This window comes from Helicobacter himalayensis (genome assembly GCF_001602095.1).
GTDB classification, from domain to species: domain Bacteria; phylum Campylobacterota; class Campylobacteria; order Campylobacterales; family Helicobacteraceae; genus Helicobacter_F; species Helicobacter_F himalayensis.
The window spans coordinates 513,383-525,549 of the sequence record NZ_CP014991.1 but is presented as its reverse complement, the minus strand read 5'-3'; the positions used below and the strand labels follow the sequence as shown (position 1 = coordinate 525,549).

Sequence of the window (12,167 nt, the reverse complement as noted above, 5' to 3'; positions counted from 1 at the left end):
TCCCTTATTTACGCTATGTGCGCAAATGCCTTGTTAAAAACATTGCAAAATACAGCACAACCATTAAAAGAACGCTTCCTAATAAAAGTGAGTAATTCTCAATTTTTAAGATTCCAAGGAGCGCGAGATACAGCGCACACAAAGCACCACCAACAAGCAAGGCAAATTTCTTATCACGCATAATCCCAAAGGCATAAAGCGCGGTTGGCACGACAACAGAAAGCATCGCAACAAGATACGCGCCAACAAAACCAATTTGTTCAGACAATGAAAGTAGCAACATATAAAATGCCACGAGTGTCGCGCCTATGATGAAATATTGCAAAATATGCAGTCTTTTTTGCAAGCCAACATCACAGATAAAAAACAGCGCCAAAGTCAGAGCGATAAAGAGGATTCCATATTTTATGGAACGCTCAATCAAGCGGTATTCCGTCATAGAATCTAGCAATTTTACCTCTAGGCTTTTTATTGGTGTGTCTTTAGCTTGCGCCTCTGTTTGAAAAATGTATTCAGGGTTTCTTACGCTCCATTGCGCGCTAAAACCATCTTTTTTCTCAATATTATCAGGCAAGATTCCATCAAATGATGGATTTTTCCAAGAAGAATGCATCATAATATGCTCATTTTGCCCCATCGGTACAAAGGAAAAGCTTTCTGAACCCTTGAAAGAAAGGCGAAATATAATTTCTTTGTTTAGCAAAAAAGCCTCATTGATCAAAATGTCCTCATCGACAAAAAAAGCTCCAAGCGGAATATTCATCCAAGTGTAGTTCATACTAAAGCTTAGTGGCTTGTCATTTTTGTCATAAACACTTAAACTTGCGTTACTATCGACTTTCAAACGCAAAGACGCCCTCTCCCAATCAAGCTTTACTCTCTTTTGCGCCTCTTTCATTTCATCGCTCTTAAATTTAAGCCTAAATTCCGCGTCGCCTTGATATACCACAGCGCGGTAGATTCCACGAGATTTTACTTGTGGTTTTAGATATATTTGCACTTCAGAATCTAGCGCATTAAAAAAGCTATAAATTTCCTCGCCATCTTCTACACCCGGCACCACAAGCAATGGCGCTGAAAGACTTTTCATCACGCCATAAGAGTGGCTAATCTCCGCTATCACAGAATTATAGTTGTATTTGCGCGTGCTTAAATTGTCATAAATAAGTGCTAATGGCAACAAAGAAACAACAAAAAACGCAAGCAAAATAAAGGCTTTTTTTGTATTTGATTTCATATTTCAGATTCCTTTTACACGAGATTTTCAGCGGGATTGTAGGCGTTCATTATACAATGATGATTTCTTGTTTCTTCTTAAAATTTTTTGCGATTTTGTGGATTGTTTTATGAGCAAAAAAGAAGTTTTTTTATAGAATCTGTAAATCTCACTTCAAATCCTAAAGCCTATCGTTGCTTGTATTTTTTGAAAATCTTTCTGCGAATCTTGCGCTCAAAAATGCGCTGAACTTCATAACCGCGTTTAAAAAATAGCAAAAACCCCCGCACTTTTGGGTAATTAAGATACAACCTTGCAAACAAACTAAGCTTAGAATTTGTGATATAGGGTTTTGTCAAGTCTAGCTTTGGGAGCAAATTTAGCGGATCTTTGGCGGAATTAAGGAGTTTGAAATAGGCGTGCGCGTTGCTTGGCAAAAAAGTCTTTTTTGCTAGCTCTGCTAGCTCTTTATCTTTGAATGTATCGAAAAACTCTAAAAGTTGTAAGAAAAGGCGTGCGCGTGATGAAATCCCATTGTATTCCTTAGTGGCGATTATATCTTTAAAAAATACATTGTAAAAAGGCATCAAATACGGCGCGATAGAAGTGGTGTCTTGAAAAGTTGTGCTATTTGGACGAAGCCTGTAATTGTATAATTTTTTAGGCGTGAAGCAAATGCGATTCGCACTCATAAACAGCATCTCGCCAAAGCCCTCATCTTCGTAAATAATGCCATTAGGAAAATAGAGTTTGTGCGATTTTAAAAAAGAAAAATCAATAAGTGTATCCCAAGCAGAAGTGAAACCCTGTTTATTAAGTCTTATGAGATTATCTAGCCATTGCTTTGGGGTAATTGTGCATTGAGCGGGATACAATACCTCCTCATAAGTTTCAAACTGCGCAATGCCATCAAAAAAAACATCACAAGAAAACCACACAATCTCCACACTTTCGCCCCGCTCCTCGCATCTAGCAAATCCCCTCACACACTCCTCTACACATTCCTTTTCCCAATAATCATCAGAATCCAAAAAGATAATGTAATCAATATGTGGAGAAATATGAATGGTATGTGTGGATTCTAAAGAGTTTAGAGAGTTTAGAGAGTTTTTGGTGTCATTTTGCAAAGTATTTTCTTGTGCTTTGCTAGCTTGTGTAAAGACTTTCTTAATATTATAGGGATTTGGGTTTGTAACTTCATAGGTTTGTAGAGCTTTTATTCCTTCAATGCTATCGCCTGCGCGGGAGTGAATCCCGCTTGGCTCCGCTTCGCGTTCATACTTTGCGTTTTGTTGGTTGATTGGGTTTGTAGCTTTTAAACTAGTATTATCCCCCCCCCCTATTTGCTCATTTAGGATTCTCTTAGCAAATCCTGTTTCTTTTTTGCTTATGTTTTGTTTGTCTTGGCTTTTGTATTCCTCAATATTGCTTTTTTGCAGTGTTATATTCCCACTGAAATATTCAATCCCTACATTTCTAGCACTGCTTTGTCCTCCATTTTCTTTATCAAGGAGGACAAAGCGAGAATCTCTTAAAACATATTCTTTTGCTATTTCTAGATTCTGTGCTTTTGTGCTTCCATCATTGACTAAAACTATATGTAGATTCTTATAGGTTTGATTGATTACAGAATCTAAGCATTCTCTTAAATATTGCTCCACATTGTAGATTGGGATAACTACGCCCACTTTCTTTTCTTGCTTTTGATTGAGTTTGGGGGATGGAATTTTATCCATAAACTATCCTTTTTAAATCACAATTTAGATAAACAAAGAATTCACGCTTTCACTATGGTGAATCCTGCGAATAACTTCCGCAAAAAGTGGGACGACACTAAGCACTTTTATTTTCTTGCTTTGCGTGCGTATTTTATCTTTTTTTGGAAGTTTGAGAATCTAAGATTCTATCTTAGATTCTTCGCCTAAAGGCTCAGGATGAAATATATTTTGTCATATTGAGCGCAAGCGAAATATCTTAATATCTTAGTTTTTAGAATTTAGATTCTATTCCTTTAAATTGTATCGCCTCGCGGAAATGAATCCCGCTTCAGCTCCGCCTCTATTCCTTAAAATGTATCACTTACAAGAACAAAGCCCCTGACAAGCTCCGCTACGCGTGCATACTCGGCGTGTTTTGATTGTTAAGATTCTGTGGATTCTGCAACGCGGTTTGGGGATTTTAGATTCTTTGGCTTACCAAATCGCCCATTTTCTCACAACCCACGCGCTGTTTGCCTTCACTCATCATATCCGCGGTGCGATAGTCTTCATCTAGCACCTTTTGCACCGCTTTTTGCACCACTTGCGCTTCATCTTTCATCGCAAATGAAAGCTCTAGCATCATCGCTGCGCTTAAAATCGTGCCAAGTGGGTTTGCCAAATCCTGCCCCGCAATGTCCGGCGCGCTTCCGTGTATGGGCTCATATAGCCCCACTTCGCCTTGTCCTAGCGAAGCAGAGGGGATTACGCCAATCGTGCCTGTTATCACGCTTGCCTCATCGCTCAAAATATCCCCAAACATATTTTCTGTCAAAATCACATCAAACTGGCTAGGCGCGCGCACAATCTGCATCGCCGCATTATCCACATACATATGGCTTAGCTCCACATCGCTAAACTCGCTATGCACGCGCTCCACCACCTCGCGCCACAGCCTACTAGAATCTAGCACATTCGCCTTATCCACGCTCGTTAGTCTTTTGCTTCGCTTGCGCGCTAGCTCAAAGCCCACGCGTGCGATACGTTCGATTTCAGATTCACTATAACGCATAATGTCGCTTGCTACGCGATTTCGCGCATTTCCTTGTGTCGTATGCTCGCCAAAATACACACCTCCTGTGAGCTCACGCACGATAACAAAGTCAATCCCGCGCTCCAAAATCGAGGCTTTCAGCGGGCTAGATTCTTTTAACTGCGCAAAAAGTGTGGCTGGGCGGATATTTGCAAAGACTTCAAGCTCACTGCGGATTCTAAGCAGTGCCTTTTCTGGTCGGTTGTGGCTTGGTTCTTTGTCCCATTTTTCCCCACCTACTGCGCCCAAAAGCACGCTATCACTTTTTTTGCAAAGTTCGATACTCTCCTGCGGTAGGCATTCTCCGCATACATCAATCGCCACACCTCCCGCAAGCACATCACTATAAACAAACTTATGCCCGAATTTCTCCTCTACGCGCTTTAATACCTTAAGTGCTTGATTTACCACCTCTGGACCTATGCCATCACCCCTAATGAGCGCGATTGTCTTTTGCATTATCTACTCCTTGTTTGCGGCAATCCAGTTAAGATAGCCATTTGCGTTGATGATTTCTTGTATGAAAGGCGGAAAAGGCTCTGTGGCGTGGGATTTTCGTGTGTTGAGATTAGTGATAATGCCACTTTGAAAATCAATTTCCACCTTATCGCCATTTGCGATAGAATCTGCAATTTCGGGGGATTCTATAATGGCAAGTCCGATATTGATAGCATTGCGATAGAAAATGCGCGCAAAGGATTTTGCGATAATGCAACTTATCCCGCTTGCTTTAATAGCGATTGGCGCGTGCTCTCTGCTTGAGCCACAGCCAAAGTTCCAGCCACCAACCATAATATCGCCATTCTGCACTTTTTTGACAAATTCCTTATCAATATCTTCCATACAATGGCTTGCAAGCTCCTTATTGTCGGTGGTGTTGAGATAGCGCGCGGGGATAATCACATCTGTATCGACATTATCGCTATATTTGTGCGCAAAACCTTGTGTTTTCATTGTTGCTCCTTGAATAAAATTTACTCTGTCAAAGTAATAAAAAATGCTAGTTTCTCACCCCATCACATCTTCAGGCGCGGCGAGGATTCCAGCGATTGCGCTTGCGGCGGCAACTTCAGGTGAGGCAAGATATACTTCACTTGTGGTGTGTCCCATACGCCCGACAAAGTTGCGATTTGTCGTGGAGACGCATTTTTCCCCCGCAGCCAAGATTCCCATATGTCCGCCTAGACAAGGTCCGCAAGTTGGCGTTGAAACTACGCAACCAGCTTCTATAAAAGTTTTTAAATGCCCTTTTGCAATACATTCTAAATAGATATTTTGCGTGGCGGGGATTACGATACAGCGCGTATTTTTAGCGATTTTTTTGCCGTTAAGAATCTTTGCTGCGGCTTCCATATCACTAAAGCGCCCATTTGTGCAAGAGCCAATGACGACTTGATCGATTTTGATTTCGCCCCATTGCTCTTTAGTACGCGCGTTTTCTGGCAAATGCGGAAAAGCTACCGTGTGCTCAATCGCACCCAAATCAATGTCAAACACGCGCTCATATTCTGCGTTTTCATCTGCGCTAAAGATTCTAAACTCGCGATTACTCCTGCCTTTGGCATAAGCAATTGTTACATCATCGACTTCAAAAATTCCATTTTTCGCACCCGCTTCAATCGCCATATTTGCGATACAGAGCCTATCATCGATGCTAAGATTTTTCAGCCCACTACCGCTAAATTCCATACTTTTATACAACGCACCATCAACGCCAATGAGCCCGATAATATGCAAAATCACATCTTTACCGCTCACATAGGGCTTAAGCTTGCCGCTTAGGTTAAATTTGAGCGCGCTAGGGACTTTAAACCACGCCTTGCCACTTGCCATACCCACAGCCATATCTGTGCTTCCCACACCTGTGGAGAATGCTCCAAGCGCGCCATAAGTGCAAGTGTGAGAATCCGCGCCAATCACCACATCGCCAATTGTAACAATTCCTTGCTCTGGCAAAAGCGCGTGCTCTACGCCCATATTTCCCACATCGTAGTAATGCTTAATATCAAATTCCTGCGCGAAATGTCGGCACTGCTGGCTTTGCGTGGCGGCTTTTATGTCTTTATTTGGCGCAAAATGATCCATCACAAGCGAAACCTTACTTTTATCAAACACCTTGTTAAACTTCGCGCTTTTAAAGGCGTTAATTGCCACAGGCGTGGTAATATCATTGCCTAGCACCATATCAAGCTTTGCCATAATAAGCTCACCCGCTTTTACAGAATCCATCCCCGCCGCATATGCCAAAAGTTTTTGAGTCATTGTCATCGCGCTCATTTTCTTGTCCTTAAAGATTATGTTGCTTCTTTCAAAAGTTGCGATTGTAGCATTTTGCGCTTTATGTAGGCTTAGATTTTTCAAATATATTTTTTGATTTTATTTTATAATGATGCAAAAAATTTGGGGATTTTGTTATGAAAAAAATTACCACAGCGATGCGTCAATTTAGAGAAAGCACAGAGATTCCGAGTTTTGAGAAAAATATAGAATCTTTGTTTGCAAAACTTTGTAGAATTTTTTTTCACACTTCTTTAGATTCTAGAGATTCCAGCCAGCACGATAGAATCCAATCTCATCAATCAAAAAACGCGCAAAATACCTCTAAGCTTTTTCGCGCAATCTACATCGTCTTGGTTGATTGTGCTCTTGCGTTTGCCTTTTGTGCGCCTTTGTATGGTTTGCATTTGTTTGAAAGTATATTTGGGCGCGAGATTCCGCTTTTTGTAGGTAGTGTTTTAGGTGTGCTTAGTATCTATGTGTATTTGCGTATGCCTAAGTCGCGACGCTTTGGCGTTGGGTTTTTTGTGGGGATTTTTTGTTTTTATTGGGTTGGACTTAGCTTTCGTTTTATCGGGCTAAGCGCGCTTGTGCCGGTTATTAGCATTGCGGTAGCGCTTATTTATGGGGTGATTTTTTGGTTTATTGCATTTTGTGAATGCCTTGTGGTGCGCCTTTTGGGCTTGTTGCTACTTGGATTTATCGCGCCTTTTGGCTTCGACTGGCTGAATACGCAGAGTTTTTTAGCTTATAGTTATTTTGGCGTGGATTTTTTGCATTTTACCTTGCTTGTGTGCGCGTTGTATTGTTTTATCACTTTTACGCGCGCTAGGCTTGCTGTTGGCGTGTTTTGTCTTGTTTTTGCACTTGATTTTAAGACTTTTATGGAATCTAGTGTGCCAAAGGAGTTTGAAAATATCGCACTTATCAGCACAAATGTGCCTCAAGAGTTCAAATGGAGCGCACAAAAATTACAAGAAATTGTGATTGAAAATTTCGCGCACATTTATGAGGCAAAAAATAATGGAAAGCGCGTAGTCGTATTACCAGAAAATGCCTTCCCGTTTTCACTTGAAGCGGATTTGAAAAATTATCCGAACTTTTATGAATTGCTTTTAGAGCTTTCAAAAGAGATTACAATCATCACAGGCGCGCTTTCAGTGCGAGATTCTCAATATTACAATAGCCTTTTTGTGTTTGCGGATTCTAAAGTTTCTCGTGTGGATAAGGTTGTGCTAGCGCCTTTTGGCGAGTATATGCCTGTGCCTACATTTATTAAAAAAGCTTTTTCATTTTTAGAAGAGTTTGATTTTGCTCGTGGGAAGGAGTTTGGGGATATTTCACTTTTGGGCTATGATTTTCGTGTGGGGATTTGCTATGAAGCCACAGATAGGGCGCTTTATTATGATTATCCACGTTATGTGTTGGCGATTAGCAATAATGCGTGGTTTTATCCAAGTATCGAGCCCACTTTGCAAAAAATGCTTTTAAAATATTATGCGCGCAAATTTGAAAGCGTGATTTTACACGCAGCAAATGGAAGTAAAAGTTTTATCATTACGCCATAAGTGGATTCTAAATTCTATTCCTTTGAGTGTATCGCCTGCGCGGGAGTGAATCCCGCTTCAGCTCCGCTTCGCGCACATACTCGGCGCGTTTTGGTTGATTGGATTTGTGGATTCTGCAACGCTGTTTGGAGAATCTAGCGCAAGCGAAATATCTTGATATCTTAGCTTTTAGAATTTAGATTCTAAAACAGCGGAGCAGGATTTAATTTTTGTTAGTTGAAAAATGCTGAATGCGCCGAATAAGAGGAATGAAAATTCCTTAAAAATGGAATATTCCATTTTTAAGTTTGTAGTATCAGAAAGAGAGCTTAAGGAAAACAATAGCGTTATTTCTGCGCTTGTTATTATTGGTTTTTTCCCTGTTGTAGTCATTTGTGCTTACAAATCCACCACCAATTTTAGCATTTGTGCTTTCATTTGTTCCAAAAATTCTTAATTGACCTACTGCAGAGATTTCTGAATAATCGCCACCTGAATAAAGCAAATCAAGCTCTAGTCGCGAATCTGGCTTAAGTCCAGTGAATACATACCAAGTGCTTGCATTTGAGCCACCGTATAGAAGTGGATTAGTCCCATAATATTTTGAACCTACTAAACCTCCGCGATAGCCATAGAATCTACTATTATCGTGCCCATAGAGTTGTGCGCTATATTTATTTGTGGAGATATAACCTGCCCCAATTTTGAAAATATCAGAGAATATCAACTCTTCATCTGCCCATAAAAGTGTAGGGTTGATAGTTTGATTCGCACTTTCATATTGTTGCCATAATCCACGCAAAGTAGTGATTGAGCGAACGCCATTGCCTTTAATATCAAGCACAACTTTTGCACCAGCACTTAGCACGCTCTTTGTCCCTGAGGCTTTTGAATGCTGATTGTCTGTGTCAAACATCACATAAGGGCTAAACTTAAACACATCATAATCAAAATCTACTCCACCCATAAACACTTCACCTGCGTGATTGTGCTTCCACGCGCTGAAAGTGCCAAAGCGTGCCATTTCATACGCCATACGATTTTGATTGCCATACACACCTAGCTTTGAGTTCATCCATAAGCCCCAGATTCCTATATTTTGACCTTTGATATTAAGCGCCGCACCTTGGATATTTCCCCAAAGCCAATCCATGCCCGAATACTCTTTTCTATCTTTGCCATAATAGAACTGCCCCACATCAAAGCGTCCTGCGACAAATGAAGTTGCTTTGTTGTCATACTTCAAATACGCATCAGAGACATCATAATTTTGCGGATAATGCACATCGCCTACTGGTTGTTGTTTATTCTGTGAGTAATAATTTTGATAGAAAGGAAATGCACCTTGCAACCCTACACCAAAACTAAAATTTTGCCCCAAACCAATATCTAAGCCCAAGCGCGCAGCTGCAGCCATATAGGCTTCCTGCTCAGCTTTATTATCAGAATTATAAGCTCCCATACTTTGTAACCCTTGAGAATAATACGCACCTAAGAAACCAAAAGGTGTGACTTCTGCACTCAAAGCTGCGCTCGCCGCAAGGCTTGTCGCAAGCAATGAAATATGTAATTTTTTCATCTTTAACTCCTTGTTTTAAACTTGAAAGCCGAAAGTTATTATCGACTTTTTGTATAATACTTTAAGATTCACAACACCTAAGGAACAAGACTATGGAAGTAACCAAACTACAACCTCTAAATAAAGAGGTGCTAGAGGAAATCGGACTAGGCTGGCACACAGATTCTGATAATACACCTTATATCGAAAATGAGCTCGTGCATATTAGCCAAGATGAGGCAGAAGCGTTTTACAACGCGAGCAATGAGCTGTATGATATGTATGTGGAGGCGGGTGAATATGTGCTAGAAAATGAGCTACTTTTTGAGCTTGATATTCCGCCAAGTTTGCACGAGATGATTTATCAAAGCTGGGAGGAGGAAATCCACTGGCATTTGTATGGGCGCTTTGATTTGGCTGGTGGGCTTGATGGGAAGCCTATCAAACTGCTTGAGTTTAACGCCGACACACCAACAATGCTTTATGAATCCGCGCTTGTGCAATGGGCACTTTTGAAACATAACAACTTAAATGAGAATCTGCAGTTTAACGATATTGCCAACGCGTTGCGTGAAAATTTCAAGCGATTAATTACACTAGATTCTGACACAAGCGCTTTTGCAAGCCTGTATGAAGGGTGGAAAATCCTTTTTTCAAGCATGAAAGGCAATATTGAGGAGGAAACCACCACGCGCTTTTTGGAGCAAATGGCGCGCGAAGCAGGCTTTGAGACGAACTTTGCCTACATTGATGAGGTGGGATTTTCTGCAAATGAGGGCGTATTGTATGAGGGGCAGAATTATGAATTTCTTTTCAAGCTCGTGCCGTGGGAGTTTATCGCCATTGATGAACCAGAAATGGCGCAACTTATGAAAGAAATGATGCAAAATAAAAATGCGATTTTTCTCAATCCCGCTTATACGTTGATGTTTCAAAGCAAGCGTATGCTAAAAATTCTCTATGATTTATTCCCAAAACACCCTTTATTGCTAGAATCTAGCTTTGAGCCACTTAGCACAAAGCAAGTGCGCAAGCGCTCTTTTGGTAGAGAAGGGGCGAATGTGGAGATTTTGGATACTCACGCAAAGGTGTTAGAAGCAAAGGATGGAATCTATGGCGCACATAAAGAAGTCTATCAGCAATTTTACGAGCTAAACGCGCACAATGGGAGCTTTTATCAACCAAATGTTTTTTTTGCCTATGAATCTTGCGGGCTAGGATTCCGCAAGGGCGGGGCAATAGTGGATAATTTTTCAAAATTTGTTTCACACACGATTAAAGGATAAAAAATGTGGATATTACGCGAACCAAGCCCAAATTTTAGGCAGGAATACGCCATTGATGAGCAAATCCTTACTTGCGTTAGCGCGCATAGTTTGGAGATTTTTAAAAGTAACGATTTTGAGCAGGTGGCACTCATTGATAAAAAAGATTTGCTTTTGAAAAAGTATCTTTTTGTGCATAGCGAGCTTTTGGGGCATATCGGAATCTGCACTTTGCCGCTAGATTCACACTTAGGGCTAGAGAATCTAAATGCTACGAAATCTTTGCGCGTTTTAGTTTATGATAGTTTCAATATTGAAATTGCCTTTGAAGCACTTAAGCATAGCGATGTGTGCGTGGATTTCGTGCAGGAGGATACAAAATGCTTAGATTCTTTGATTGATTTTTTTGAGCATTTTTCCTTGACGCGTCAAAACCCGCGCTTTAGGCTTTTTGAGAATATTATTGATTTGGATATTGCAAAATATGATGTGATTATTTCAGATTCTAAACTTAGCGCGCATACAATCGATGGATTATCGCGTATGCTAAGTGAGCGCGGGATTTTGCTCTATGCTAATAAGCACCCAATGCTTGATATGGAGGGTTTTAAAGAGGGCATTGCGCAAGCGAGGGATTTTTTTGAGGTAATACTGCCATTTTTCCCAAGCGTGAGTATTTTGAATGATAAAAGCTATGTGTTTGCCTCGCGCAAATACCACCCCACAAGCGATATGGTGCTTGCAAAGATTGATTTTATCGATGCGCTTAAATACTACAACGCCAGCGTGCATAAGCAAGTTTTTGCTTTGCCAAATTTCATAGATTCTGCGCTTAAAAATGTGGCGAAGTTTTAAAAAATTATGGAAACTTTGCAATACGCCATCGCGCTTACAGGCTGTATCGGTAGCGGAAAAAGTAGTGTAGCAAGCCTTTTGAAGCTGCACGGCTATAAGGTGATTTGTGCAGATACTATCGCGCACGAAGTGTTAGAATCGTGCGCAGGAGAAGTGCTAACGCGCTTTGGTGAAGAGATTTTGCAAGAGGATTCTATCAAACAAGATTTCGCAGATAAAACAGGCTCAAAAGCTACAAACACAACAATTGATAGAAAAAAGCTCGGCGCACTTGTTTTTGGCGATGAAAAAGCGCGCAAGGACTTAGAATCTATTTTGCACCCAAAAATTCAAGAGCGCATTTTAACACAGGCAAAAGAGCTTGAAAAATCTTGCGTGCCATATTTCCTAGATATTCCGTTGTTTTTTGAATCTGGCGCAAAAGCTCGCTATCCTGTGGCATTTGTTGCGGTGGTGTATGCGCCAAGGGAGCTATGTTTGGCGCGTGTGAAAAAGCGCAATAATTTAGATGAAAAAAGCATTAACGCGCGACTAGATTCTCAAATTGATATTGAAAAAAAGCGCGAACTAGCAGATTTTGTTATCATAAATACAAATGGCATAAAGGAATTGCAAAGCGCAGTTGAGGATTTTTGCGCGCAACTTAGCTAGATTCACAC

9 protein-coding genes and 2 pseudogenes are annotated in these 12,167 nt (G+C 40.7%); 4 read left to right on the top strand and 7 right to left on the bottom strand.

The window, feature by feature from the left end; translation table 11 throughout:
* Positions 1–13: 13 nt before the first annotated feature.
* The 6 genes and pseudogenes from creD to leuC all read right to left on the bottom strand — a co-directional run bounded on the left by creD (position 14) and on the right by leuC (position 6,283).
* Positions 14–1,237: a cell envelope integrity protein CreD gene (creD, locus tag A3217_RS02525; protein WP_066387548.1), complete on the bottom strand. Its 1,224-nt coding sequence runs from the start codon at positions 1,235–1,237 to the stop codon at positions 14–16.
* Positions 1,238–2,199: 962 nt separating this feature from the next.
* Positions 2,200–2,952: pseudogene (locus A3217_RS09655) on the bottom strand (glycosyltransferase family A protein); the annotation flags it as partial.
* 24 nt (positions 2,953–2,976) lie between these two features.
* Positions 2,977–3,075: pseudogene (locus tag A3217_RS09310) on the bottom strand (ribose-phosphate pyrophosphokinase); the annotation flags it as partial.
* Positions 3,076–3,394: 319 nt separating this feature from the next.
* Positions 3,395–4,465, bottom strand: a complete 1,071-nt coding sequence (gene leuB / locus A3217_RS02515) for a 3-isopropylmalate dehydrogenase (protein WP_066387541.1) — start codon at positions 4,463–4,465, stop codon at positions 3,395–3,397.
* 3 nt (positions 4,466–4,468) lie between these two features.
* Positions 4,469–4,960 carry a 3-isopropylmalate dehydratase small subunit gene (gene leuD / locus A3217_RS02510; RefSeq protein WP_066387539.1) on the bottom strand — a complete coding sequence of 164 codons (492 nt, stop codon included), beginning with the start codon at positions 4,958–4,960 and terminating at the stop codon, positions 4,469–4,471.
* A gap of 54 nt (positions 4,961–5,014) precedes the next feature.
* Positions 5,015–6,283, bottom strand: coding sequence for a 3-isopropylmalate dehydratase large subunit (gene leuC, locus A3217_RS02505; RefSeq protein ID WP_231860266.1), 1,269 nt, complete (start codon positions 6,281–6,283; stop codon positions 5,015–5,017).
* A 137-nt stretch (positions 6,284–6,420) separates the two neighbouring features.
* Here leuC and A3217_RS02500 point away from each other — a divergent pair, with 137 nt between their 5' ends.
* Complete coding sequence (locus A3217_RS02500) at positions 6,421–7,851, top strand: apolipoprotein N-acyltransferase (protein ID WP_082807851.1); 1,431 nt, start codon at positions 6,421–6,423, stop codon at positions 7,849–7,851.
* A 295-nt stretch (positions 7,852–8,146) separates the two neighbouring features.
* Here A3217_RS02500 and A3217_RS02495 read toward each other — a convergent pair whose 3' ends face one another.
* The gene (locus A3217_RS02495) at positions 8,147–9,409 is read right to left on the bottom strand and encodes a hypothetical protein (RefSeq protein WP_066387537.1); all 1,263 of its coding nucleotides are present in this window, start codon (positions 9,407–9,409) and stop codon (positions 8,147–8,149) included.
* Between the two features lie 92 nt (positions 9,410–9,501).
* On the opposite strand from A3217_RS02495, the gene A3217_RS02490 reads away from it, so the two are divergent.
* From A3217_RS02490 to coaE, 3 genes are read left to right on the top strand one after another with little or no spacing between them, the layout of a single operon-like run.
* Entirely contained in the window at positions 9,502–10,674 is a 1,173-nt protein-coding gene (locus A3217_RS02490) for a glutathionylspermidine synthase family protein (protein WP_066387534.1), read from the top strand.
* Between the two features lie 3 nt (positions 10,675–10,677).
* Positions 10,678–11,508: a spermine/spermidine synthase domain-containing protein gene (locus tag A3217_RS02485; protein ID WP_066387532.1), complete on the top strand. Its 831-nt coding sequence runs from the start codon at positions 10,678–10,680 to the stop codon at positions 11,506–11,508.
* 6 nt (positions 11,509–11,514) lie between these two features.
* Positions 11,515–12,159 (top strand): dephospho-CoA kinase, encoded by a 645-nt coding sequence (gene coaE / locus A3217_RS02480; RefSeq protein WP_066387530.1) that lies wholly within the window; start codon positions 11,515–11,517, stop codon positions 12,157–12,159.
* Positions 12,160–12,167 lie beyond the last annotated feature (8 nt).

Excerpts from the sequence above, each read along its gene's own strand:
- creD (WP_066387548.1), bottom strand. The coding sequence starts at position 1,237 with ATGAAATCAAATACAAAAAAAGCCTTTATTTTGCTTGCGTTTTTTGTT.
- leuB (WP_066387541.1), bottom strand. The coding sequence starts at position 4,465 with ATGCAAAAGACAATCGCGCTCATTAGGGGTGATGGCATAGGTCCAGAG.
- leuD (WP_066387539.1), bottom strand. The coding sequence starts at position 4,960 with ATGAAAACACAAGGTTTTGCGCACAAATATAGCGATAATGTCGATACA.
- leuC (WP_231860266.1), bottom strand. The coding sequence starts at position 6,283 with ATGAGCGCGATGACAATGACTCAAAAACTTTTGGCATATGCGGCGGGG.
- A3217_RS02500 (WP_082807851.1), top strand. The coding sequence starts at position 6,421 with ATGAAAAAAATTACCACAGCGATGCGTCAATTTAGAGAAAGCACAGAG.
- A3217_RS02495 (WP_066387537.1), bottom strand. The coding sequence starts at position 9,409 with ATGAAAAAATTACATATTTCATTGCTTGCGACAAGCCTTGCGGCGAGC.
- A3217_RS02490 (WP_066387534.1), top strand. The coding sequence starts at position 9,502 with ATGGAAGTAACCAAACTACAACCTCTAAATAAAGAGGTGCTAGAGGAA.
- A3217_RS02485 (WP_066387532.1), top strand. The coding sequence starts at position 10,678 with ATGTGGATATTACGCGAACCAAGCCCAAATTTTAGGCAGGAATACGCC.
- coaE (WP_066387530.1), top strand. The coding sequence starts at position 11,515 with ATGGAAACTTTGCAATACGCCATCGCGCTTACAGGCTGTATCGGTAGC.